Raw genomic sequence first — 23,098 nt, 5'->3', positions numbered from 1 at the left:
CATGTCCACCGGATACCTACGCAAGCTGAAGCGCGCCCTGACGGGTTCGGCCGACACGCCGCTGGTGCTGCTGTGCAACTTCGAGGCCGAGGCCCAATGGGCCCGCAACCACGTGGGACTGCCCGTACCATCGGGTGCCACCCGCCCGGTGGTCGCCGCGTTGGAGGAGCTGGGCGTGCTGCTCGCCGGCGCCGGCGACGCGATTCTGCTCAGCCGCCCACTCGACCCGGACTACCGGGACTACCTGGCGCGGCAGGGCCTGGCGTTGCCCACCATGCTGGTGCCCGAGAACTGCCGGCCCGAGCGATCCACCACCGCGAACGCGCTGGACTCACCGGTCCTGCTCGATCGGCTGCGCCAGCTCGGTGCGGCCGGTGCCCACCTGCTGCCGATGGGTACCACCTCCGACGAGGAGGAGCTGGCCCGGCGCAGCGGCCTCACACTGGCCACCCCGGCCGCTGCGGTGGTCGAGCGGGTCAACAGCAAGATCTATGGTCGGCGGCTGGCCGAGGCGGCCGGCCTGCGACCTGTACCCGGAGTCTGCTGCGAGACCCGGCAGGAACTGGCCGAGGTGCTGACCCACCACCGGCTCCGGCTGGAGTCGGGCGAACCACTCGTCGTCAAGGACGCCTACGGCGTCTCTGGCAAGGGACTGCTGGTGCTGGAAAACCCCGGGCGGGCGGCGCAGTTGCTGCGCATGGTGGACCGTCGGGCCGCGCGCACCGGCGACGACCGGATCCACGTGGTGGTCGAGGAATGGCTGCCCAAGCGGTGCGACCTCAACTACCAGATCACCATCGCCCGCGACGGGCGGGCCGAACTCGACTTCGTCAAGCAGGCGCTGACCGCGCAGGGTGTGCACCAGGGCCATCTCATGCCGGCAGAGCTGAGTGACGGGCAGTACCGGCAGATCGAGTACGCCGCCGGTGCGGTCGCGGACCGGCTGTACGCCGACGGCTACCACGGCGTGGTGGGTGTCGACGCGATCGTCGGCGCCGACGAGACGGTCTACCCGGTGCTGGAGATCAATGCCCGGCTGAACATGTCGACGTACCAGGGCGGGGTCACCGAGCTGTGCCAGCCGCCCGGGACCGTCGCGCTGGCCCGGCACTACCCCCTGCGGCTCGCCGCGTCCCTGGAGTTCGACGCCGTACGTCGGGCACTGGCCACGGTGGCCACCGCGCCGGACACCGAGCGGGTGCTGGTCACCTGCTTCGCCACCGTCACCGCCAACGCGCTGCTGCCCGTCGGCGCCGGTGGCCCACCGGAGCCGTTCGACGGCCGGCTGTACGCCCTGCTGGTCGCCGCTGACCGGGACCGGCTCGATGACCTTGACCGCGCGGTCCAGGCCGCCGTCACCACCTTGTCCGTTGCGGAGGAGAGCCATGCCTGAAGCGGCCGTCGAAGGCCACACCGTCCAGGGCCTGCCCGTCGCCGAAATGGCCGAGCGGTACGGCACGCCGCTGTACCTCTACGACGGTGAGGTCATCCGCGAGACGTACCGACAGCTGCGGGATCTGCTCGACCCGTCGGTCGAGATCTACTACTCGCTGAAGGCCAACCCCAACATCAGCGTTTGTGCGTTGCTGCACTCCCTGGGCGCCGGCGCCGAGGTGTCGTCCCTGGCCGAACTGGTGACCGCCCGCCGGGCCGGGGTGCCGGCGCGGGACATCATCTTCCTCGGCCCCGGCAAGTCGGTGGCGGAGTTGGCCGCCTGCATCGAGCAGCGTATCGGGGCGATCGTGTGCGAGTCGCTCGAGGAGGTCAGCACCGTCGACGCGATGGCGTCGACGCTGCCCGACGCCCCCGGCGAGCCGGTGCGGGTCATGTTGCGGGTCAACCCGTCGTTCGCCACCAAGGGCTCCCGGCTGGCGATGGGAGGCAAGCCCCGGCAGTTCGGCATCGACCAGGAACGTGTCGCCACGGCCGGCTCGACCCTGCGCGCGCTGCGCCACGTACGGGTGATCGGTCTGCACGCCTACATGGGTACCCGCATCCTCGACGCCGCTGACATCGCGCACAACACCCGCAGTGTGCTCACCGCGGCGGCGGAGCTTGCCACCGCGCTGGACCTGCCGCTGGACGTCGTCGACGTCGGTGGCGGCTTCGGCGTCCCCTACTTCGACAACGAGTCCCCCCTCGACATCGAGGCGGTGGCCGAGGGCGTCAACGGCGCCGTGGCGCGATTCCGCGACGAACACCCCGACACCCGGGTCATCACCGAACTGGGCCGCTATCTGGTCGGCTGGGCGGGGACCTACGTGCTCCGGGCACGCTACGTCAAGGAGTCGCGCGGCGGGTGGTTCGTCGTCGCCGACGGCGGCACCAACCACCACATGGCGGCGGTCGGCATCGGCAGCTTCGTCAAGCGGAACTTCCCCATCCGGTCGCTGAGCCGTCCCGCCGACCCGCCGACCCGCGACTACACCGTCACCGGTCCGCTCTGCACCCCCAACGACGTCATCGGCAAGAAGGTGCCGCTGCCCGAGGTCCGCCCGGGCGACCTGATCGGTGTCGAGCGCTCCGGCGCCTACGGGCCGAGCGCGTCTCCGGTGCTCTTTCTCAGCCACGGTCACCCGTCGGAGGTGCTCGTCCTCGACGGCGTGGCGCACCTGGTCCGCCGCGCGGACACCGTCGAGGACCTGCTCCGGCCGCAGCACCTCGTCGTGCCGGCCGCACCGCTCGCGAGCGCGTCGCCGCCGGGCCAGCCGTCAGCCGGTGCCCCGCCGCAGCCGTCGTCCGCACCGGTGCCCGCCGGACGGGCAGCGACCTGAGCCCGTCCCACCGCCGTCGGGGTGACCGCCGCCGACCCCAGCAGTCCCGCGTCACCCGGTCCCGCGGACCGGGTATCCCGAGAGGAAGAAACATGGAACGCCACGAGATCGTCGAGAACATCCGGGCCGCGCTGACCGAGGTGCTGATGCGCGACTTCGGTCCGCTCGCCGAGGGAACCCGGCTCTTCGAGGACATGCACCTGGACTCCACCGCCATTCTCGAACTGCTCATGGCGCTGGAGGACAACATCGGCATCGAGGTGGATCCCGAGAACCTGGACATGGACGATTTCCGCACGGTGGGCACCCTGACGGACTTCCTGGAGCGTGCGCGGAAGGTGAGTTCCTGACCGTCGCGCCCACCGCCCCATCACCGAGGACGTGGTCATGTCCCTGACCCTGCGCGGCGCGGCAGCGCTCGTACGCCCCGACGGCCTTCCCTACGAACCCGACGAGGCCCTGCTGGCCTACCACCGGGATCTGCTCGCGCCGTACGGCATCGAGGTCGACGAGGACCTGATGAAGCAGTCCCGGAACATCGGGTTCCGCGAACTGGCCGAGGAACTGATGGACCGGCGCCCGAGTCCGTTCGGGCCGCCGGACCTGTTGATCCTGGCCTACGGCCTGCCCGACCGATATCCCCTCAAGACCGTCACCACGCGGCTCAACGCCCTGTTCGGCGGGCGCAGCCACAGCTTCGCCGTCTCCGAGCAGGGCCTGCAGGCGCCGTTCACCGCGTTGCGCGTCGCCGAGGCGTACACCCGGTCCGGCAAGAAGGCCAGCCTGGCCCTGTTCGTCTGCGAACAGACCACGCTGCCGTACCGGGATCCGCTGGTGCACGACACCCCCCTGCTGGACAGCGGCGTCCTGCTCTACTTCGACACCGACTCCCGATCCGGTTTTCGCTTCACCGCGAGCCGGGTGGCCGGCGCGGACGTACCGCTGGGTGACCTGCTGGCCGGTCACCGCACGGCGCTGCCGCCGGGGCCGACGCTGCTGGTCGCCGGCCCGTGGCCAGCGGACGATCAGCTCAGCGGCGTCGATCTGCCGGTGCACCGCTGCCAGCCCGGCGGCTACTGCACCAGCGTCTGGCTGGACCTGGCCCGACACCACGAGGAATGGGCCACCCGCTACGCCAACCTCGTCCTCTGTGACACCGATCCGCGGACCGGACGCAGCCAACTCGCCGTACTGTCCAACGCCGGCGCGCCCGAGCGCAGGGAGGCCCGACCATGAAACCCGCACCCCCCGCGTCGCCGCAGACGGCGGGGACGCCCTACCCCCTCGTCTTGGACGCGCTGCACGGTCGGGTGGCACCCGGCCGGCTGGTCGCGTCACCCACCGGCCATGTTCTCGCCTCCACGGTAGCGCTGCCCGACGCGCCGGCCGGGCCGCTGACCCGCTTCGGCCTCGCCGTCGCCGAGGCCACCCCCGAGTCCGCCTTCGGCGAAGGGCCGGCCGCCGACCGCTTCGCGGTGGCCCTGTTGGCGGCGCACCGCGAACTGCTCGACACCACCCTCACCCACACGTTGCGTCACCTGGAAGGACGCACCTCCGGGAACACCACGCTGCTGGCCAAGCAACTCGTGGCCGGGCAACTGGCCGACATCGCGCTGCGGCTGGCCGAGGACACGGCCGTTCCCGAGGCGCGTCGGCACGCCGACCGGGACGCCCGGTGGCGCTGTCACCTGCGGCTGGTCGACATCGGCCGGGACCTGCTGCGGTTGCTCGGCGCCAGCGGTTTCCTCGCCGACGGACCCGCCGGCGATCTGCACCTCGCCGAGGTGGTCGGCAACGTCTACCTGCATGCCGACACGGAGGACGCCGATGAATGAGCTTCGCGAGGCCGCCGCGTCCGCCGGGACGGACCTGCTCGATGAACGGACCCGGGAGCTGGCCGACTACTGCGCGGCGGCGGCCGGCCGGTTACGCGCGATCGGAATGCGGCTGGACCAGGATCCGGACGTCATCACCGAGTTCCTGCACGAGCCCGAGGTGCGCTTTCCCGTCCAGGGGATGCTGCCGCCGGAGTACCGGTCGGTGGGAGAGTTCCCGGCGCGGCTGGTGGAGGTGAGCAGCACCGTCCTCGGTCAGGTGGTCGCCACCGAGCAGGTGTCCTACGGCGATCCCAACGTGCTCCTGGCCAGCCCGGGGCCGTCGCTGTCCGGCGGGGCCGTCCAGGCGCTGGCCGACGAGCAGCAGCGGAAGCGGTACTTCGGTCGGCTGGCGTCCAGCCCCACCCACACGTTCTTCGCCCTGACCGAGCCGGGCAAGGGCTCGGCCGCGACGGAACTGGAGACGACGCTGACCCCGGCGCCGGGCGGCGGCTGGCTGCTCAACGGGGTGAAGTGCTACATCGGCAACGGTGCACGCGCTCAACTCGGTGTGGTCTTCTGCCGGCGAGCACCCGGGCCGTGGGGCATCGAGGCAGTGCTGCTGGACACCAGCGCGCCGGGGTTCAGCGGCGAACTGCTGCCCACCGTCGGCCTGCGCGGCGCGCGGATCAGCCGGTTGCGCTTCCAGGACGTCACGGTGGCCGACGAGGACGTGCTCGGGGCACAACGGTCACCCAGCCGCCGAGGGCTCTACGGTGCCACCTACATCCTCTACCGGTTCCGCCCGGGCATCGCGGCGATGGCGATCGGCTGCGCGCAGGCCGCCTGCGACTACCTGGTCACGCACCGCCCGACGTTGCCCAGGCGCGACCGGCACCGACTCGACAGCATCCTGGACCGCATCGCCGCGGTCCGGCACCGGACGTACGCGGTGGCCAGCGACATCGACGCCGGTGTCGTCGACGTGGCCGGCATCGGTGCGGTCAAGGCGCGGGCGGCGCGGGTCGCCGAGGACGCCACCCGGCTCGTGGCCGAGCTGCTGGGTCCGGCCTGCCTGATCGAGCATCCCTGGGTCGAGAAGACCTACCGCGACGTGCGGGCGTTCGAACTGATGGAGGGAACGACGAACCTGCACGCCATGTCGGTCTTCCAACGACTGCTGCGGGACCGGGCCGCCCCGCAGCCGGTAACGGAGCGGGCGGTCGACGGTGCGGCTCGGCATTGATCTTGTCGCCCTGGACGAACTGGACCGTCTCCTGCGCCGGGGCTGGTTCCTGCGGTACTTCTTCGCAGCCGAGGAACTGGCCCAGGCCGAGGCGCTGGGTGACAGCCGACGTCGGGAGTACCTGGTGGGGCGGTTCGCCGCGAAGGAAGCCGTGCTCAAGGTTCTGGGCACGGGCCTGTTCGAGGGGGTCGCCCCCCGGGACATCGCGTTGCCGCGTCAGCCCGGCGGGTCGCCCAACGTCACGTTGCGGGGCAGTGCCGCTCAGGCAGCGCGGTCGGCCTCGATCACCCACGTGACCGTCTCCGTCACCCACAAGCGGGACCTGGTCGCCGTGGTCGCCGCCGGATGGTGACGCCCGTTCGTCGACCAGCACCGGAATCCCGCCGCACCGTCCCTGAGGAGCACACATTGACCCGGTCCTCGATTCGTTCCGGCCATCGGCACCAGCGGAGCTCGGAGCTGTCCCGACCGGCAGGCTGGGCGTTGTCGTCCCTGCCGCCCGGCCCGCCGGCGGTGGCCGACGAGCACCGCCGGCCGTTGGTGGGCCGGGAGCGGGAGAGCGCGGCGCTGGCCGCGGCCGTGGCCGCCCTACTCGACGGCACGGGACGAATCGTCGAGGTGACGGGGGAGCCGGGGATCGGCAAGAGCCGGCTGTTGGACCAGGTGGCCGCAGTGGCGCGAGAAGACGGAGTACACGTGCTCGCCGGCCGGGCACCGGTACCCGGTTCGGACGTGCCGATGGCGGCGATCGTCGACGCGCTGGACCCGTACCTGCCCCAGGTCTCCCAGGCCCGGTTGGCGGAACTCCGCTCCGATCACGCGCAACTGCTCAACGACACCTTTCCGTCGCTGCGCCTGCCGGGCGCCCGTTCACTGGCGCCGGCCGGGGTGCCGGCGGGCGCCCGGCAGTTGCGCGCCGTACGGCTGTTGCTGGAGACGCTGGCCGCCGAACGGCCGCTGCTGATCGCGATCGACGACCTGCACAACGGCGACCGGGCCACCGTCGATCTGGTCTGCCACCTGCTCGACGCGCCCCTGCGTACGCCGTTGCTGCTGGTCATCGCACATCGCCGCCGCCAGTCGCCGGCCAGGCTGCGGCTGGCGTTGGACACCGCCGCACAGGTGACCCGCATCGAGGTGACGCCGCTGGAGCGGGCGCACCTCGACGAGTTGACCGAGTTACCGCTGTCGGCTGGTCAGCGCGCCGTGTTACACGAACTGTCGGAGGGCAACCCGCAGTACCTGTCGGCGTTGCTGGCCGGCGCGCTGCCTCATGGCCCGGCGAGTGAACACGTGGAGCTGGGAGCGCTCCCGGCTGAGGTGGAGGCCGCGTTGGCCGCCGAACTCGAACTGCTGTCCCGCGCGGCCCACCTGGTGGCCTCGGCCGCAGCGGTGCTCGGGCCCGAACCGGTCGACACCGGCCTGCTGGCCGAGGTAGCCGGGATCGCCACCGAACAGGTGCCGGCCGCCATCGACGAACTCGTCGCCGCCGACCTGCTGCGCCCGGTGACCGGCAGCGGGTGCTTCGCCTTCCGACATCCCGTGGTCCAACACGCGGCGTACCTCACCACCGACGCCGGCTGGCGGTTGACCGCGCACGCCCGCGCTGGCGGAGCTGCGTCGCCGCCGGAGCAGCGCCGCCGCCCAGGCACCGCACCTGCTGCGGTTGGCGGTGCCGGGCGACATGGTCGCCGTCGAGGTACTCAGCGAGGCGGCCACCGCCGTGCTCGACCGGGCCCCGCACACCGCCGTCCGGTGGCTGGGTGCCGCGATCCGGCTCTCGCCGAGCAGCGCGAACCCTGGCGAGTCCCGCGTGATGCTCACGGTGCGACTCGGCCAGGCGCTGGCCGCAGCCGGCCACCCGAGAGCCGCCCGAGCGGTACTGCACGACGCCCTGCGGCTGCTCGACAAGCGCCCGTCCGCGTACCGCACCACGGCGACCCTGCTCTGCGCCCGGGTCGAACGCCAGCTCGGCCGGCACGGGCAGCGGCGGCGCTGCTACGCACCGGTCTGACGCGACCCGACGAGGCCCAGCCGGTGGACTGGGCGGCGCTGGCACTCGCGCTCGGTGCGGTGGAACTGACCAGCGGCCGGGCCGGGCAGGCACGCCGGTGGGCGGCAGCCGCGTTGGGCGCCGCCCGCCGGGCCACGACCATCCCGGGGCGGTACGGGCGCACGCGTTGGGTCTGCTCGCGGCGGCGAGCCATCTGCGGGGCAACCGCGCCGCCGGCGGCGAGACCAACCAGGCCGCGTTGCAGCTCAACACCACGCTGGACGCCGAACTCGGTGACGAGCCGGAGAGCGCCCTGTGGGTCGGCTGGAGCGAGATCCTGCTGGACCGCTCCGACGCCGCGGTGCATCACCTCAGCCGGGCCATCGATGTCGCGCCCGGAGCCCGGAGCTACTTTTCCCTGCTGCACCTGTTGTGCACCCGGAGCCTGGCCCACCGGTGCGCCGGGCGGCTGGCGGAGGCGTCCGCAGACTGCGCCGAGGTGCTACGACTGGCGTCCGGCACACAGTTCCGGGAACTGCACGTCGCGGCCGAGGCGATGGGTCGACTGCTGACCGTCTGGAGCGGAACCGAAGAGGTCGAGCCGGCCGTGGTTCCGTACACCCCGGACCTGCCCGCCTCCGGCTGGCCGGGCAGGCTGGCGCTGAGCGCGAACGCCGAGACGCTGCTCGCGTTGGGGGATGCCGCCGGGTGCGTGGCCGTGGCCGCGACCGCCGGACTGCCCGAACTCGAACCCTGGGCGCAGGTCGGCTGGTACGAACTGTTGACCCGGGCCACCCTGGCCGAGGGGGATCGGACGCAGCGGCGGAGTGGGCGCAGCGCGCGTACCAGGTGGCCGAGCGACTCGGCCGGCCGGGCCGCAGTGCGCTGGCCGCGTCCGCGAGGGCCCGGTGCTGGCGCTGCGAACCCCGCCGCCGCCGCCGAGGCGGCTGCCGCCGCCGCAGAGACGCTCACGCGGGTCCGGATGCCGCTGGACGCCGCGCAGGCCCACATCGTGGCCGCGAGAGCGCTGGTGGCCGACGGCGACCCGGACCGGGCCGTCGCGACGCTGCGGCTGGCCGAGGAGATCTTCGACCGCTGCGGCGCCGGTCTCTTCACCCGCCAGGTGAACACCGAGCGACGGCGGCTGCTGGCGGGCCGCTCGGGCGGCGCCCGGCGGGCCCGCCGCCAAGGCGGCTCGCCGACCCTGACTCGGCGGGAGACCCAGGTGGCGGCCTTGGTCAGCGAAGGGCTGACCAACCGCCAGGTGGCGGCCCGCCTGTTCGTCACCCAGAAGACCGTGGAGATGCACCTGTCCCACGTGTACGCCAAGATGGGCGTCACCAACCGGGCCGCCCTGGTACGCCACTTCCACCTCGGCGGGCTCGCGTCGGCACAGTCCTCCTGACGCGCTCCCGGAACACTCGAACGGTGGACCTGGCTGAGGTTCCAGGCCGTGTTTCGCAGGGCTCGGAGCCATTGGTGGCGGGCGGACGTCCGCCTCGGGATCCTCTGGCTTCGTGAGCTGACCGAGTCGAACGCCCGGCCGCCGGCCACCACACTCGGAGATCCGGTCGTCGCGGGACGATGCTTCCGGCCCGGTGCGTGATTCTGCTGGCAGGCCGCCGGTGGTTGGCCGGCTGTGGCGTATCGAGCGGCGCTACTGACTGTCGTACCCCGGTGCGAGGCTTTGGCGCATGGCGACTTTCGTTCTGATCCACGGCGGTGGCGGCAGTTCCTGGGACTGGCATCTGCTCGCCCCTGAGCTGGCCGGACGGGGCCACGACGTGGTGGTGCCGGAGTTGCCGATCGAGGATAGGGCGGCAGGCTTCGCCGAGTTCTGTGACACGGTCGTCAATGCCGTCGGCGATCGCAGCAACCTCGTGGTCGTCGGACACTCGTATGGTGCGTTCACGGCACCGCTGGTCGCTGACAAGCTGCCTGTGCGGCTCATTGTCCTGCTCACTCCCATGATCCCGAAGCCGGGTGAGAGCCCCGACGACTGGTGGGGCAACACCGGTCACCGCAGCGCAGAGGGGCTCAGTGAGGAGGAACAGTTCTACAACGGCGTGCCGGCCGAGATTGTCGCGGAGGCTTCGGCGCACGGCCGCGACCAGGTCAGCGCAGAATGGAGCGAGCCGTGGCCCCTGGATGCGTGGCCGGACGTGCCGACGAGGGTGCTCATCGCCCGTGAAGACCGGTTCTTCCCACCCGACTTCCAGCGCCGCGTCGCGGCCGACCGCCTCGATGCCGTACCGGATGAGATCGACGGTGGTCACGCGGTGGCGCTCAGCCATCCGAAGCAACTCGCCGACCAGCTGACCGCGTACCTGCCGCGCTGAAGGCGCTACGCCCGGTGCCGGCCGCAGCTGGTGCTGTCATCAGCGGGCCACCAGATGCAGCTCACCGTTGACGACAATCATTGATTGTCTGGTCGATGTCGGGCCTCCGACACGAACTTCATGGCTTGACCATCGGTGTCGTCGGGTCCTTGCGGCCAGTGCTTCCGGTCCCTGCGTGGATGAGGTTTTCGGCAGGGGGCATCGATCACCAGGCGCAGGGTGTGTAGTCCTTGAGGAAGCAGCCGTACAGGTCTTCGCCCTGTTCGCCGCGGATGATCGGGTCGTAGACCCGGGCCGCGCCGTCGACGAGGTCCAGCGGGGCGTGGAAGCCGGCGTCCGCCAGCCGCATCTTCGTCGGGTGTGGCCGCTCGTCGGTGATCCAGCCGGTGTCGACGCTGGTCATGAGGATGCCGTCGGACAGCATCTCCTGGGCGCTGGTGCGGGTCAGCATGTTCAGGGCGGCCTTGGCCATGTTGGTGTGTGGGTGCCCTGGTCCCTTGTAGCCGCGGGCGAACTGGCCCTCCATCGCCGACACGTTCACCACGTACTTGCGGCGGGCGGTCGCTGCGGCCATCGCCGGTCGTAGTCGGCTGATCAGTACGAACGGCGCGGTCACGTTGCACAGCTGCACTTCGAGCAACTCGACCGGGTTCACCTCGTGCACCCGCTGCACCCAGCTGTTGACCGGGTCGAGGTCCGGCACCAGACCGCCGGCGTCGATGGCGCTGGCTGTCGCGATCCGTTCCGGTGAGGCGGAGCCGCTGGTCAGCGCCAGCGCGGTGAGCGCGTGCGGGGTGATGGTGGGCGAGTTCAGTGGGGCTGTCAGGCTGCCCGCCGGGTCGCCCCGGCCGGCCGATTTGGCGAATGTGATCATCTCCGGCAGCGGGCCGTCCGGCAGGGCCGCCGCCTCCGCGGCGACGAGTTGCGCGTACGCCGCAGGCGTGCGGCGGACGGTCTGCGCCGCGTTGTTGATCAGGATGTCGAGTGGTCCCTGGCCGCTGACCGAGTCCGCGAGGGCGATGACCTGGGCGGGGTCGCGCAGGTCGATCCCGACGATCCGCAGGCGGTGGAGCCACTGCCCGCTGTCGGGCATCGCGGCGAATCGGCGGACCGCGTCGTGGGGAAATCGGGTGGTCACCGTGGTGTGCGCCCCGTCGCGCAGCAGCCGCAGCGCGATGTACATGCCGATCTTCGCTCGGCCGCCGGTGAGCAGCGCACGTCGGCCGGTCAGGTCGGTGCGGGCGTTGCGGCGCTCCCGGTTCAGCGCGGCGCAGGGCGGGCAGAGCTGATGGTAGAAGGCGTCCACATCGCGGTAGCGCTGCTTGCAGATGTAGCAGCCGCGCGGTTTGTGCAGGACGCCGGCCGTGGGACCTACGGTGGGGGAGGCGAGCGGGTTGCCCTGGGTCTCGTCGTCGATCCGGCCGGGGGCGCCGGTGGCGGTGGCCGCCGTGACTGCGCGGTCGGCCGCCGCGATGGCATCCCGCCGTTCCTCGCGTCGCCGCTGCTTGATCATTTTGTAGAGCTTCGCGGTGGCCCGCTGCACCCGCACCACGTCTGGGTGATCAGGAGGCAGGTCCTCCAACGCCTCGAAGACGCTGAGACAGGTCTCCAGCCGGGCCGGGTCAATGCGGTCTTGACCGGTTTCCGTAGTTTTGTCCGCCGTCATGGTGTCGCTGTCTCGTCCCGTTCCGTGCGCCGGAATACGTCCGGCCCACCCCAAGTCCGACCCGGAACTGTACGCACCGCGCGGCCTCCGACGCATCCCGCGCCTGTTCACCAGCCCGAAGACCGTAGAGGTCACACCTCGACCAGGTCTATGTGTTCAGGTCCGGTCCGTCTGTGGCGGATAGTGGGTGACCGGCCAGCACGTGTACCAGTGTCGATGCGCAGTGTCAGCCGGACGGCGTCGCCCTCATGCCGAGTCGCGTAGCACCAACTTCGTGGGCAGGATGACGGACGAGGGTTCGTGTCCCGCGATGAGTTCGACGAGCATGCGGGTCATTCCTTTGCCCAGGGCTTGGACCGACTGGTGAACGGTGGTCAACGGCGGATCGGTTCGTTCGGCTGTGCCGAGGTCGTCGAAGCCCACCACTGCCACGTCGGCTGGCACGGACCGGCCGGCGTCGATGAGGACGCGTAGGGCGCCCGCCGCCGTGTCGTCGCTGGCGGCGAAGATGGCGTCGAGGTCGGGGTGGCTGTCCAGCAGTGTTTTCATCGCTGCGGCACCGCCGGTCTCGGTGAAGTCGCCTTCTGCCGTCGCGTACGGGGTCAGCCCAGCCATGATCATCGCCTCGCGGTAGCCGCGGTAACGAGCACGGCCGACGTCGGTGGACATGGGGCCGGTGATGCTGACGATCCGGGTTCGGCCGAGGCCGATGAGGTGTTCGGTGGCGAGCCGCGCGCCGCCGAGGTTGTCGGAGTCGACGTAGAACTGTGGCTCGAAATTCAGTGGCCGCCCGCCGTACACCGCGGGCAGGCCGGCCCGACGCACGATGTGAGTCAGCGGATCGTCGCCGTGCAGGGCCATCAGCATGATGCCGTCGACGCCGCGCGTGTGCAGCAGGTTGGTCAGCCGGGACCGGCCCCGGCCGGAACTGGCCAGGCACAGCAGCAGGTGAAGATCGGTCTCCTCGAGCGCTGCGGACACGCCGACGATGACCTGGGCAAAGAACGGGTCGGCGAACAGCTCGGGATCGTCATGGGAGACCGCGAGCGCGACGATCCCCGTCTGCTGGGTGGCCAACGCACGGGCGGTGCGGTTGGGTAGATAGCCCATCTCCTTGATGGCGCGCTCCACGGCGTCGCGCGTGGCGCGGCTGACATGCGGTGCCTTGTTGATCACACGGGACGCGGCGGAGCGTGATACGCCGGCGCGTTCGGCCACCTCGTCGAGGGTCGGTTGCCGCCGGGGCCGCTGCGCTGCCATCGGGATGCCGAGTCCTTCCTGTCCGACGTCGGGGCAGCCGCTAACGCCGGCCGGTGCCGTTACCGCTGATCGATCGTATCGGTCGGCATCGACGGCGTCGAGATGGCTCACTGTCGTCGTCAGGCTGGAAGCGGTCCCAGAAATGTCTGATCTTGATCTTGTCATGAGGATGGTCTCTCTTGACATCTGCCTGAAACTTACCGACCATCGGACCGAAATACATGGATGAACATCGCTGGAAGCGCTTCCAGTTTTACCCAGAGGAGAGCTATCCATGAAACGCTTTACCCGCCCCTGGGGACTTGCCGCCGCTCTGGCGTTGGCGGTTCCCGCGATCCTGCTCGGGGCACCAGCTGCGCACGCGGACCCGATCAGCCAGACCAGCGGCTTCTACGTCGACCCCAACTCGAGCCCCGCGAGGTGGGCGGCCGCAAACCCGGGCGACGGACGCGCCGCCGCCATCCGCACCGAGATCGCGCAGAAGCCGATGGCCAGATGGTTCGGCAACTGGAGCGGCGACATCGGGAGCGCGGTCAGGGGCTATGTGGGAGCCGCAGACGCTGTAGACAAGCTTCCGCTGCTGGTGGCCTACAACCTCCCCGGCCGGGACGCGTGCGGCGGCCACTCCGGTGGCGGCGCCGGCAGCGTCGCCGCGTACGACTCATGGATCGCCTCCTTCGCCTCCGCCATCGGCAGCCGTCCTGCCGTAGTGGTCCTCGAACCGGACTCCCTGGGCGACTTCAACTGCATGAGCCAGGCGCAGATCAATGACCGAGTGGGCATGCTCTCCCGCGCCGTCGGCCAATTCCGGTCCAAGGCGCCCAACACCTGGGCCTACATCGACGCCGGCAATCCCCGCTGGGTCGACGCCCAGACGATGGCGCAGCGGCTCAACATGGCCGGCGTGGGCAACGCACGCGGCTTCGCGCTGAACGTCTCGAACTACTTCACCACCGGCGAGAACACCAACTACGGCAATCAGGTCGCTTCCGCGCTGCAGAGATTCGGATACAGCAAGCCGTACGTGATCGACACCAGTCGCAACGGCAACGGCTCCAACGGTCAATGGTGCAACCCCGGCGGCCGCCGGATCGGCACACCCAGTCGGATGGGCGGCGGCGCGGAAATGCTGCTGTGGCTCAAGACGCCGGGGGAGTCCGACGGCAACTGCGGAGTCGGCGGCGAATCCAGCGCCGGGCAGTTCCTGCCCGAGGTGGCCTACAAGATGATCTACGGTTACTAGTGCCGTGACCACGAACGTTCACGGTGTTGGATGACACGCCGTCCGGCCTGTCGGTCGGGCGGCGTTGTGCCGGTCAGGCTGTGGCGGTGGCAGATCCTGTACGCGTGCGGCGGCTGAGTGACCAGGAAGGTCAGCAGCTGCTCAGAATCACTCGCCGGGGAACTGGCTCCCCGATCCGACTGCGACGGGCGATGGTCGTGCTCGCCTCGGCCGGCGGGAACACAGTGCCGGCCATCGCCCGCCTGGTCCAGGCCGACGAGGACACGATCCGGCAGGTCATCCACCGGTTCAACGAGATGGGGATGGCCAGCCTGGACCCTCAGTGGGCGGGTGGCCGTCCCCGCCAGATCAGTAGCGACGAAGAGCAGCTCATCGTCGAGACGGCCAACACCCGCCCCGAGAAACTGGGGCGGCCGTTCACCCGGTGGAGCATCCGCAAGCTCGCCGACCACCTGCGCCTGCATGCCACCCGCCGGATCCGGATCGGGCGGGAACGGCTGCGGCAGATCCTGCACCGGCACCAGATCACCTTCCAGCGGACCAAGACGTGGAAGGAGTCCACCGACCCTGACCGGGATGCCAAGCTCGCCCGGATCGAGTACGTGAGCAGCCAGTTCCCGCAGCGGGTGTTCGCGTTCGACGAGTTCGGTCCCCTGGTGATCCGGCCGCAGGCCGGCGCCGGGTGGGCTCCGGCCGGGCATCCGCACCGGCTGCCCGCGAACTACCACAAGCTGCACGGGGTTCGGCAGTTCCACGGCTGCTACTCCGTCGGTGACGACCAACTATGGGGCGTCGTCCGACGCCGCAAGAGCGCCGCGAACACCCTCACCGCCTTGAAGTCGATCCGGGCCGCCCGCCCGGACGGGGCACCGATCTACGTGATCCTGGACAACCTGTCCGCGCACAAGGGCTCGAAGATCCGCAGGTGGGCGGCCCGGAACAAGGTCGAGCTCTGCTTCACCCCGACCTACGCCTCCTGGGCCAACCCGATCGAGGCCCAGTTCGGGCCGCTACGCACCTTCGTCATCGCTGGCTCGAACCACCCGAACCACCCGGCGATGACCCGACGGTTGCAGGCCTACCTGCGGTGGCGCAACGCCAACGCCCGCCACCCTGACGTCCTGGCCGCCCAACGCCGCGAACGAGCCCGCATCCGCAGCGAACGCCAACGACGCTGGGGCCAACCCGCCACCAGAGCGGCCTGACCCCAACACCGTGAACATTCGTGGTCAGAGCACTAGCGCAGCGCACGGAGAGCTTGACGTCCCCCGCGGCCGGTGCCTGCGTGGCCTGCCACACCAACGGCGCCTCTCTGTGTCCAGTCATTGGGCCCAGAGAGGCGCCGCGCACGCCCTACCCGCGCGAAGCGTTGCGCAAGGTCGGCAAGGACGAGGCGCCGCCGCGGCCGGCGACGACCACGAGCGTCGTCCGGGCGGTATCCAACCCGGATCGACGTTGGTGCCGCTTGCCGGAGCAGCCGGACTGGTATCCCGGCGGTCGGGGTGAGTCAGCGCAGGCGGGGGTCGTTGCCGGGGCGGGTGTCCACGGTCAGCTTCATGGTGCGGGCGATGTCGCCGAAGGAGATGTACGAGAAGTTGGTGGCGTCGCGTTGCCGGTCCACGTCGGGTCCGGTGTCGGGTTCGTCGTGAGTGACGAGCAGACCCTGCCGGTACGTGCCGACGGGGCGGTTGGTCACGGCCAGGCCGTCGGAGCCGTTGATGTCGTCGACACCACCGACGCCGGCGACCCGGAAGCTTCCGACCGCCCGGTTCGTGCCGTGGCGCTGGTAGACAGCGAAGGTGTCGTCACCCTGGCTCGACACGAGCACGTACCCGGTGGAGCCCCGCCCGTAGTAGATGTCGACACCCTCGGCATCCGCGGTGAGCAGGTTGCCGCCGTAGCCCTTGGCGTTCGGGTCGACCGGCTCGCATTCCTCGGTCTCGGTGTCGTAGACGTCGTGGATGCCGAAGTCGGTGACCCGGTCGATGAGCGTGGGCCGGCTCCGCGGTCCGAGCGGTAGGTGCAGACGCCACAGGCCGACGTCCTCCTGCGCGGCGTAGAGCACGCCCGATGCCTGGTCCACCGCGACGCCTTCGAGCTGTGGCAGCACGCCCGGTTCTTCGCAGGGCACCCAGGTCGTGCCGTCGGGCAGCCGGAAGTGGCTCGGCATGGCGAGGTGCCGGATGTCGGTGTAGCCGAGCTTGCCGTCGATGTCCACGATGCGGACGGTGGCGATGGTGGTCGTGCCCTCCTGGGTGACGACGCCGTACGTCTCGCCCGGGCGCGGCTGCCAGACGGCGAGGCCGTAGGCGGTCTGCTCCTGCTCGACCGCCTGCCGGTCGGGGTTGAACAGGAAGGTCTGGTCCGCCGCGGTGACCTCGGTCAGGGGGGTACGTGCCGACGCGCCGGCCGGGTCGATGACGAAGAACCGGAGTTGGTCGTTGTAGCGGTCGGAGACGACGGCTACGTCGACCCGGCGACCGGCCAGGCGCAGGCCGTAGGCGATGTCGACGTTGTTGTAACGACCTGCGACCGCGTCGCCGCGCGGCGCCTCGGTGGCCGGCAGCGACTGGACCTGGCGGGAGCCCACGTCGTAGACGCGGAGGCCACCCTCCTTGGCCGTCACGATCACCACGGACTTGCGGGAGTCCGCCGGGTGGACCCAGATCGCCGGATCGTCACCGGAGGCGTTCCCGCCGGCCCTGTCGTCGTACAGCACCGGGGTTTCGTTGTCGGTGGTCACGACCGCCGGCCGGGCGATGGCGGCGGCGTTCACCTGCACCGGGGCGAGCAGCGCAGCGGCGACGGCGGCCACCGTCGCGACGGCGCCCAAGGTGTGCGTCATGCACCGACCCTTCGGTACGGAGATTGCCGTCGGCCCGTCCGGCGGGTTGCCGGGAGTGGAACTCGCGGGGTACTGCGGCTTCACCGCACGGCACAGTCAGGCGAGTTGCACGCCGGCGAGGTTGAGCAGATAGACAGCAGCGAACGCTCCATACCAGACGGCTGCGAACCCGGCTGCGGTGGTGGTGAATGCGTTGGGCCGCAGCTCGGGCGGCAGATGGCGCCGGTTCAGCAGCAGTGTCAGCACCACCAGCACCGGGGTGTGCACCGCCGCGACGACTCCTGCCACGGACAGGATGTCGACCGGCTGGCGTACCAGGAGAAACACCAGGATGGGCAGTGCCGTGACGACCACCACCGCGTACGCGTTCTTGAGTGTCTCTCGGTCGGTCAGGTTGAGGCGCAGCCGCCGGCCGACCTGGGCCAGCAGGCGCCCGGCCGCGGCGGGCTGGTCCTTGTCCAAGCGGGTGATCATGATGGTGGCGTCGGCGAAGGTGCGCCCCCAGCCGTCCTGGTTCGCCAGGACCGTGCCCCACAGGGCGATCACGATGCCCACGAGCAGCAGCCATCGGCCCCAGTCACCCCACACGTCGCCGAGCAGGCCGGTGAGGTCACGAGCGACATCGATGCCCTCGGGGACGATGCCCTGCGGTCGCAGCAGCTCGGCGCCCAGCACCAGGAAGGACAGGATGATCAAGGCGCCGCCGACGACGCCGAGAGCCGCCGCCCGCCCCATCACGCCGAGCCAGCGGTGCACCCGCCGTTCGCGCTCCGCGGGATCGACGCGCTTCTCGCTGCGGTTTCGGGCGTCGGGGCCGTCTCCGGTGACCGCACCACCGTAGCCCCGGGAGGCGACCCAGTACGAGTACCACATGATGCCCGCCGCGCCAGCCAGGATGAAACCGATCCAGGGCAGTACGAAGTAGAGGTCGAAGTCGCTGGGCAGCTGAGGCACCAGCCCGCCCGCCATCGTGCCGGGGGAGGGGAGCACCCTGACGGCGGTCGCGACGATGGCGAGGACCAGGACGGCCGAGAGCGCTGCCGTGACCTTCTCCATCCCGCTGTAGCGTCCGCTCACCACGAGCAGACAGGAGAGCACGATCAGGCCGATGGCGTAGACCGCCTGACCACCCGGGAGTTCGATCATGAGGGCGCTGCCCGCCAGCGCGGCGATACCCGCGATGGTGACCACGGCGGCGACCAGCTGCGGCACGAAGATGAGCCACAGCGCCCAGTCGCGCGGGCCGGGAAGGTCGCGGTAGCCGTCGAGAATGGTGCGGCCGGTCGCGACGGTGTAGCGCCCCACCTCCCGGATCATCACCCACATGAGGACCGCGGTGAGCAGGGCCAGCCATGCCAGGGCGTAGCCGTACCGGGAGCCGATTCGTGGGGTGAACAGTACGGATCCGGAGCCGACTGACGACAGCATCCACACCAGACCCGGGCCGTACCACCGTAGCCGCTGCCGCCCCTGCGGTGGAGGCGCCGCCTGGCTGCGCAGTCGCTGATCGGAGGTCGTCGCACGGGTTGCTGCCCTGTACATGCCATCCTTTCCGAGTTGAAGCATCGGGGACGGGTCTGCCCTTGCCGGTCCGCTTTTTTCATCGTGTGCCGGTGTTGCGACGCGGAGCGGTACGACCGGACGGGCGACCTCTTTCTTCCACCGTAGGAGCTCGCACGTCCGCTTGCAGGGCGATGAGGTGTGGGTAGCGATCGTGATCACGGAGAGCCAGGTTCATTCCGGGCGCTCCCCCACGCACGCTGACGACAGCGCAAGCGGCGATGCCGGAGCCCGGTGTTGTGCTGACAGCCGATTGTCTCACCGAGGCGAGACTGGCAGATGTTCAAGGAAGTCGAGGACCCGGTGCCAGGCATCGCCGCATGCCTGCTGGTGTTCGTCGAAGGAGATGTCGAAGAACGAGTGCGGGGCGTTCGGGTAGGTGATCAGCTGGTGGCGCACTCCTGCTTGGCGCAGAGCCATAGCGAACTGCGTAATGTCGTCAGCGGGGATCGAGGGATCATCCCCGCCGAACAGACCGAGCAGTGGGACGCCGATGCTACCTGCCCGTTCAGCGGGCCTGGGCAGCCGGCCGGGGCTGAGCTTGGCGTAGAAGCCGACCACCGCGTCAAGGTCGAGCCCACGGTTCGTCGCGGCCAGGAAGGCGTGAGTGCCGCCGAAGCAGAAGCCGATCGCCACCGCCGGTCGGGCACCGATGCGCCTACGCAGCACGGCAACCGCGGCCGCGATGTCAGCCTGCACCTGCTCCAGCGTGGTGGCGGAAAGGTGGGGTTGGAAATCGAAGTCGTCGCCGCGCGGCGCGAGACCGGCGGTGCGGGCGAAAAGGTCCACGACGATCGCATCGTGACCTGCTTGGGCGAACCGCTCGGCGAGTCGCTCGTAGAACGGGTAGAGGCCACGCACATCGGGCAAGATGACCACACCAGGCCCGCCAGGTTGAGGTGCCTCGGCCAGCGCGGCGGACACCAGGGCCCCGTCAGCGGAGATCAGCTCGAGACGTTGAGCCGGCACGAGGTCGCCCGCGACTGCCCGGACACGCTCTTGAGGTAGTTCCGGCGGACTGGCATCAGCCGCAAAACACATGATCGACTCCCTGACACGAGGGACAGCCCGCGAACCCGAAGGCGCGACAACAGTGGAAGAGGCACGACGCGAGCCGCCAGGGTCCCGCGATTTCCGCCCTGAGGGTTACGTGCCTTCGCAACCCACGCGTGCTGGCCGGCTGGCGGTGGGGCTTCGAGCGGTGGTGCAGTGAGGATCCGGGTCCGTCCGGACGGCGCTGGTCCCGGTGCGCTAACGGATGAGGCAGAACGGGTGGCCAGCCGGGTCTGTGAAGACCCTGAAGCGTTCGCCGCCGGCTCGGAGCCGGCGGGCGCCCAGCTCCAGTGCCTGGGTCTCGCCTGCGTCGAGGTCGTCGACGAGGAGGTCGAGATGGGCTTGCTGTGGATACGCCGGATCTGGCCAGCGGGGCGGGTTGTAGGCGCTGATCTGCTGGAACATCAGGTTCTTACCGCCACCGGCGACAAGCGCGCCCTCGGGGCCGTCGTAGGTGACCTCCATGCCGGTGAGGCTGGCGTAGAAGCGGGCCAGTGCAGACGCGTCGGGTGCGTCGATCGTCACCGCGAACAGCCTCATCACCGGCCCGACGCCGTCTGCCTGGCAGAGATCGAAAGGATGACCGGCCGGGTCGGCCAGGGTGATCCAGGTAGGGCCGTCGGCCAGCCGGACCGCACCGAGGGCGACGGCCCGCTCGGCCTGCGCCTGGGGATCGTCGGTCTGCAGGTCCAGGTGGAACTGCTGCGGGTGCTCCTGCCCGGGCCACCGCGGCCCGACATGGTCGGGAGCGCGCTGAAATTCGATCTCCTGACCGTCCGGAGTCCGAACGCCGAACCGGTCGGGATCCTGACGGACGCTGTCCCAGCCGGCCAACTCGGCATAGAACGAGCCGACCTTGTCAATGTCAACGGCGTCGAAGATGGCCAGGTCCAGGCGAGCTGTCACGGTCATGGCCACATCCTGCCCCAGCCCACCGACACGAACTCCCGGCCACCTCCACGACACGACCGACGTAGAAGCGCCACCGCGATTGGCGCGGCCGATGGGCGGCGGTACCGGGACCGGCTGGGCACCCGTCGGGATCGGTTACCGCTGCCCCCCGAGCCGCTCGGTGATCCAGGTTGCCGCTTTCTCGACCGCCTGCCGGGATTCGTCGGTGTGGTCGAGCATGTCGAACCCGTGCTGCCCGTTCGGTACGTCGAGCACGTCGACCGGTACACCGTTGTCATCCGCCGCCTTCAGGAACACAGCGACCGGCTCGGACAACGAGGGGCGCTCCAGGCCCACCCGGGTGAGCAGAAGCGGCGGTACGGGCCGTCCCGCCTCGCCGATCGCCGCAGCGGGTGCGAACCGCGGATCGATGCCCCACTCCGGCAACGGCGCCAGCAGCGGGTACGTCAGGGCGACTGCGCGCAGCCACTCCGGCCGATCGCGGAGCCAGTCGGTGCTCAGCAGCCCTCCGCCGGAGAAGAACCAGAGCGCGATCCGCTCCGGGTCGACGCGCGGGTCCGCACGTACCCGCTCTACCGCATCGGCGACGTCCTGGGCCGCCGTGGCGTAGTCCGCGAAGGGACCGTCCGGGCCGACAACCACCTGGAGCCGATGCTCGGCGGTCACCGCGACCGGGCCGAGGGAGGCGAGGAGAGAGCCGTAGCCGCGGTAGACCGGCCAGTCACGCGGGGTCGGGCTCATGTCGGGCGGTATCGGGCCCCCATGAACGAGGATCACCGCGGGGCGTGGCACGTCGCCATCCGGCCGGTACCAGTCGAGGTTCGCCTCCCGCTCCGCGTGGTGATCGGGTGGGTTCAGCACGAAGGGGCGAAGGAAGCTCGGCGTCTCTTCCATGATCGCAGTCTGTCACGCAAGATTCGATCTCGCAGACCAGCCGCTGTCCATCCTGAATGGTTGATCGCCGCGGACCGCCACCTCGACAGCCGAGATCGGCGGCTACGCATGGTGCCCATGACGAGAACCTGATCTTGGTGATTGGCGTCTGTATGGACGTGAGGGAAGACGAAGGGGAGTTGCTGCGGCGGATCGCGCGTGGCGACGGCGCGGCGTTCGACGAACTGTACCGCCGGACATCTCCGTGGTTGCTCGTCCGTCTCCGCCGTCGCTGCGCGGACGACGACCTGATCGCCGAGGTCATTCAGGAGACCTATCTCGCGGTGTGGCGAGCCGCCGACTCCTACGCGGGCATGAGGGCCGGTAGCGCGGTCGGCTGGCTGTGGTCGATCGCCGCGCGGCGGCTCGTCGACGGGTTTCGGCGACGCGCGAGGGATTCCCAGGCGGTGCCGCTGCCGCTGGCGCTGGAGGACTCGCCGGCGGCGGAGGATGTGGTGCTGGCGGGCGCGATCGACGACGACATGGGTGATGCTCTGCGCCGGCTGGCACCGGAGCTGCGCCAGGTGCTGCACGCCCTGGTGTTGGACGGACTTTCGGTCCGGGAGACCGCGCTCATGCTCGGCCTTCCCGAGGGGACCGTGAAGACTCGCGCCCGTCGTGCGCGACTGGCACTGCGGGAGGCGTTGTCGTGAGCGCACACATCCCGGTCCGGGCACTGGGCCGCTATGCCGCCGGTGATCAGGGCATCGCACCGGATGTCCTGTGGGCGATGGAGACGCACCTGGAGCAGTGTGCCGACTGCCGGGCTCGGCTGGCGGACGCCAGCGACGGTGACACGATGGCGCTGTTGGCCGCCGTCTGGGTGAAGGTGGACGCTGCGCTGTCCGCCGCGGAGCCGGCGACTGTTCGGCGCCGGTGGATGCCTGCGCGGTCCGTCCGGTGGGTGACGCCGGTGCTCGTTCCCTGGCTCGTGACGACGGTGCTGGTGGTGCTGGTCGCGCTCGGGTTCGACCTGGCGGTCGCCGGCCGGGGCGTGGCACCGCCGTCGCTGGTGGTGCTCCTGGCTCCGGTCGCGCCGCTGCTCGGGGTCGCCACCGCCTGGACCGGGCGGCTCGATCCGGCCCACGAACTGGTCGTCGCGACCGCCCGGGCCGGCCTCGGGATGGTGCTGCGACGAACCCTGGTCGTGCTCGTGGTGGTGATCCCGGTGCTGGCGGTGGCCGGCTGGATGGTGGGCGCATCCCCGGCGCGCTGGTTGATGCCCTGCCTGGCGTTCACCGCAGGTGCGCTGGCGCTCGGCAAGGTGGTCGGCCTGCCGAGGGCGGCGTGGGGCCTGGCGTTGCTCTGGGCCACGGTGGTCGTCGGACCGAGCATCGTCACCGCCCGGCTACCGGTACTGCTGACCGAGGCCGCCCTGCCGGGCTGGGCGGCGCTGACCGTGGTGGTGGCTCTCGTCCTCGTGCCTCGTCGCAGTGGTTACGCGGAGCTCCGATGAGAAG

Annotated in this window: 22 protein-coding genes and 1 pseudogene; 15 read left to right on the top strand and 8 right to left on the bottom strand. The window is 70.4% G+C overall.

The genetic code is table 11. The features are described from left to right. The first annotated feature begins 1 nt into the window (after position 1). The 8 genes and pseudogenes from ENC19_RS16245 to ENC19_RS31845 all read left to right on the top strand — a co-directional run. Entirely contained in the window at positions 2–1,393 is a 1,392-nt protein-coding gene (locus ENC19_RS16245) for a preATP grasp domain-containing protein (RefSeq protein WP_164448027.1), read from the top strand. Beyond that, entirely contained in the window at positions 1,386–2,774 is a 1,389-nt protein-coding gene (locus ENC19_RS16240) for an alanine racemase (protein WP_164448026.1), read from the top strand. The genes ENC19_RS16245 and ENC19_RS16240 overlap by 8 nt, the downstream gene beginning before the upstream one ends. Positions 2,775–2,866: 92 nt before the next feature. Then, positions 2,867–3,124 carry an acyl carrier protein gene (locus tag ENC19_RS16235; RefSeq protein ID WP_099845203.1) on the top strand — a complete coding sequence of 86 codons (258 nt, stop codon included), beginning with the start codon at positions 2,867–2,869 and terminating at the stop codon, positions 3,122–3,124. Positions 3,125–3,161: 37 nt separating this feature from the next. Next, positions 3,162–4,010: a hypothetical protein gene (locus ENC19_RS16230; protein WP_164448025.1), complete on the top strand. Its 849-nt coding sequence runs from the start codon at positions 3,162–3,164 to the stop codon at positions 4,008–4,010. After that, complete coding sequence (locus tag ENC19_RS16225) at positions 4,007–4,609, top strand: hypothetical protein (protein WP_164448024.1); 603 nt, start codon at positions 4,007–4,009, stop codon at positions 4,607–4,609. Before ENC19_RS16230 ends, ENC19_RS16225 begins: the two co-directional genes overlap by 4 nt. Further along, on the top strand, positions 4,602–5,834 hold the full coding sequence (locus ENC19_RS16220) for an acyl-CoA dehydrogenase family protein (protein ID WP_164448023.1): 1,233 nt from the start codon (positions 4,602–4,604) through the stop codon (positions 5,832–5,834). The genes ENC19_RS16225 and ENC19_RS16220 overlap by 8 nt, the downstream gene beginning before the upstream one ends. Continuing rightward, positions 5,818–6,186 carry a holo-ACP synthase gene (locus ENC19_RS16215; RefSeq protein WP_164448022.1) on the top strand — a complete coding sequence of 123 codons (369 nt, stop codon included), beginning with the start codon at positions 5,818–5,820 and terminating at the stop codon, positions 6,184–6,186. Before ENC19_RS16220 ends, ENC19_RS16215 begins: the two co-directional genes overlap by 17 nt. Beyond that, positions 6,180–6,833: pseudogene (locus tag ENC19_RS31845) on the top strand (AAA family ATPase); the annotation flags it as partial. The gene ENC19_RS16215 and the pseudogene ENC19_RS31845, both read left to right, overlap by 7 nt. Before the next feature lie 210 nt (positions 6,834–7,043). Here ENC19_RS31845 and ENC19_RS30290 read toward each other — a convergent pair. Continuing rightward, a complete protein-coding gene (locus tag ENC19_RS30290; protein ID WP_235944835.1) occupies positions 7,044–7,520 on the bottom strand; it encodes a hypothetical protein in 477 nt (158 codons plus the stop codon). On the opposite strand from ENC19_RS30290, the gene ENC19_RS30285 reads away from it, so the two are divergent. From ENC19_RS30285 to ENC19_RS16200, 3 genes are all read left to right on the top strand, one after another. Next, the gene (locus ENC19_RS30285; protein ID WP_235944834.1) at positions 7,519–7,848 is read left to right on the top strand and encodes a hypothetical protein; all 330 of its coding nucleotides are present in this window, start codon (positions 7,519–7,521) and stop codon (positions 7,846–7,848) included. The genes ENC19_RS30290 and ENC19_RS30285 overlap by 2 nt on opposite strands. A gap of 97 nt (positions 7,849–7,945) precedes the next feature. Continuing rightward, positions 7,946–9,232 (top strand): helix-turn-helix transcriptional regulator, encoded by a 1,287-nt coding sequence (locus ENC19_RS31430; RefSeq protein WP_328824268.1) that lies wholly within the window; start codon positions 7,946–7,948, stop codon positions 9,230–9,232. A gap of 289 nt (positions 9,233–9,521) precedes the next feature. Beyond that, a complete protein-coding gene (locus tag ENC19_RS16200) occupies positions 9,522–10,166 on the top strand; it encodes an alpha/beta fold hydrolase (RefSeq protein WP_164448019.1) in 645 nt (214 codons plus the stop codon). A 205-nt stretch (positions 10,167–10,371) separates the two neighbouring features. Here ENC19_RS16200 and ENC19_RS16195 read toward each other — a convergent pair whose 3' ends face one another. Next, positions 10,372–11,832: an SDR family oxidoreductase gene (locus ENC19_RS16195; RefSeq protein WP_164448018.1), complete on the bottom strand. Its 1,461-nt coding sequence runs from the start codon at positions 11,830–11,832 to the stop codon at positions 10,372–10,374. Positions 11,833–12,078: 246 nt separating this feature from the next. Beyond that, positions 12,079–13,092: a LacI family DNA-binding transcriptional regulator gene (locus tag ENC19_RS16190; protein WP_166458730.1), complete on the bottom strand. Its 1,014-nt coding sequence runs from the start codon at positions 13,090–13,092 to the stop codon at positions 12,079–12,081. A 274-nt stretch (positions 13,093–13,366) separates the two neighbouring features. On the opposite strand from ENC19_RS16190, the gene ENC19_RS16185 reads away from it, so the two are divergent. Beyond that, the gene (locus tag ENC19_RS16185) at positions 13,367–14,335 is read left to right on the top strand and encodes a glycoside hydrolase family 6 protein (protein WP_164448017.1); all 969 of its coding nucleotides are present in this window, start codon (positions 13,367–13,369) and stop codon (positions 14,333–14,335) included. 86 nt (positions 14,336–14,421) lie between these two features. Then, positions 14,422–15,540, top strand: coding sequence for an IS630 family transposase (locus ENC19_RS16180; protein ID WP_309245962.1), 1,119 nt, complete (start codon positions 14,422–14,424; stop codon positions 15,538–15,540). Positions 15,541–15,842: 302 nt separating this feature from the next. On the opposite strand, the gene ENC19_RS16175 is transcribed toward ENC19_RS16180, so the two are convergent. From ENC19_RS16175 to ENC19_RS16155, 5 genes are all read right to left on the bottom strand, one after another. Next, positions 15,843–17,180 (bottom strand): phytase, encoded by a 1,338-nt coding sequence (locus ENC19_RS16175; protein ID WP_164448016.1) that lies wholly within the window; start codon positions 17,178–17,180, stop codon positions 15,843–15,845. Positions 17,181–17,276: 96 nt separating this feature from the next. Further along, a complete protein-coding gene (locus tag ENC19_RS16170) occupies positions 17,277–18,722 on the bottom strand; it encodes an Nramp family divalent metal transporter (RefSeq protein WP_164448015.1) in 1,446 nt (481 codons plus the stop codon). 276 nt (positions 18,723–18,998) lie between these two features. Beyond that, a complete protein-coding gene (locus ENC19_RS16165) occupies positions 18,999–19,664 on the bottom strand; it encodes a dienelactone hydrolase family protein (RefSeq protein ID WP_208020922.1) in 666 nt (221 codons plus the stop codon). Positions 19,665–19,991: 327 nt separating this feature from the next. Further along, positions 19,992–20,705: a VOC family protein gene (locus ENC19_RS16160; RefSeq protein WP_164448013.1), complete on the bottom strand. Its 714-nt coding sequence runs from the start codon at positions 20,703–20,705 to the stop codon at positions 19,992–19,994. A 135-nt stretch (positions 20,706–20,840) separates the two neighbouring features. After that, positions 20,841–21,599 (bottom strand): alpha/beta hydrolase, encoded by a 759-nt coding sequence (locus tag ENC19_RS16155; RefSeq protein ID WP_164448012.1) that lies wholly within the window; start codon positions 21,597–21,599, stop codon positions 20,841–20,843. Positions 21,600–21,751: 152 nt separating this feature from the next. On the opposite strand from ENC19_RS16155, the gene ENC19_RS16150 reads away from it, so the two are divergent. Then, positions 21,752–22,291: an RNA polymerase sigma factor gene (locus ENC19_RS16150; RefSeq protein ID WP_164448011.1), complete on the top strand. Its 540-nt coding sequence runs from the start codon at positions 21,752–21,754 to the stop codon at positions 22,289–22,291. Beyond that, a complete protein-coding gene (locus tag ENC19_RS16145) occupies positions 22,288–23,094 on the top strand; it encodes a cupin domain-containing protein (protein WP_164448010.1) in 807 nt (268 codons plus the stop codon). The genes ENC19_RS16150 and ENC19_RS16145 overlap by 4 nt, the downstream gene beginning before the upstream one ends. Positions 23,095–23,098 lie beyond the last annotated feature (4 nt).

Source organism: Verrucosispora sioxanthis (assembly GCF_010560025.1).
In the GTDB taxonomy this organism is placed as follows: Bacteria; Actinomycetota; Actinomycetes; order Mycobacteriales; family Micromonosporaceae; genus Micromonospora; species Micromonospora palythoicola.
This window is presented reverse-complemented; position numbering and strand designations above follow the sequence as displayed.

Coding starts and splice junctions, on each gene's coding strand:
- ENC19_RS16245 (WP_164448027.1), top strand. CDS start 2: ATGTCCACCGGATACCTACGCAAGCTGAAGCGCGCCCTGACGGGTTCG.
- ENC19_RS16240 (WP_164448026.1), top strand. CDS start 1,386: ATGCCTGAAGCGGCCGTCGAAGGCCACACCGTCCAGGGCCTGCCCGTC.
- ENC19_RS16235 (WP_099845203.1), top strand. CDS start 2,867: ATGGAACGCCACGAGATCGTCGAGAACATCCGGGCCGCGCTGACCGAG.
- ENC19_RS16230 (WP_164448025.1), top strand. CDS start 3,162: ATGTCCCTGACCCTGCGCGGCGCGGCAGCGCTCGTACGCCCCGACGGC.
- ENC19_RS16225 (WP_164448024.1), top strand. CDS start 4,007: ATGAAACCCGCACCCCCCGCGTCGCCGCAGACGGCGGGGACGCCCTAC.
- ENC19_RS16220 (WP_164448023.1), top strand. CDS start 4,602: ATGAATGAGCTTCGCGAGGCCGCCGCGTCCGCCGGGACGGACCTGCTC.
- ENC19_RS30285 (WP_235944834.1), top strand. CDS start 7,519: ATGGTCGCCGTCGAGGTACTCAGCGAGGCGGCCACCGCCGTGCTCGAC.
- ENC19_RS30290 (WP_235944835.1), bottom strand. CDS start 7,520: ATGTCGCCCGGCACCGCCAACCGCAGCAGGTGCGGTGCCTGGGCGGCG.
- ENC19_RS16200 (WP_164448019.1), top strand. CDS start 9,522: ATGGCGACTTTCGTTCTGATCCACGGCGGTGGCGGCAGTTCCTGGGAC.
- ENC19_RS16195 (WP_164448018.1), bottom strand. CDS start 11,832: ATGACGGCGGACAAAACTACGGAAACCGGTCAAGACCGCATTGACCCG.
- ENC19_RS16190 (WP_166458730.1), bottom strand. CDS start 13,092: ATGGCAGCGCAGCGGCCCCGGCGGCAACCGACCCTCGACGAGGTGGCC.
- ENC19_RS16185 (WP_164448017.1), top strand. CDS start 13,367: ATGAAACGCTTTACCCGCCCCTGGGGACTTGCCGCCGCTCTGGCGTTG.
- ENC19_RS16175 (WP_164448016.1), bottom strand. CDS start 17,180: ATGACGCACACCTTGGGCGCCGTCGCGACGGTGGCCGCCGTCGCCGCT.
- ENC19_RS16170 (WP_164448015.1), bottom strand. CDS start 18,722: ATGTACAGGGCAGCAACCCGTGCGACGACCTCCGATCAGCGACTGCGC.
- ENC19_RS16160 (WP_164448013.1), bottom strand. CDS start 20,705: ATGACCGTGACAGCTCGCCTGGACCTGGCCATCTTCGACGCCGTTGAC.
- ENC19_RS16155 (WP_164448012.1), bottom strand. CDS start 21,599: ATGGAAGAGACGCCGAGCTTCCTTCGCCCCTTCGTGCTGAACCCACCC.
- ENC19_RS16150 (WP_164448011.1), top strand. CDS start 21,752: ATGGACGTGAGGGAAGACGAAGGGGAGTTGCTGCGGCGGATCGCGCGT.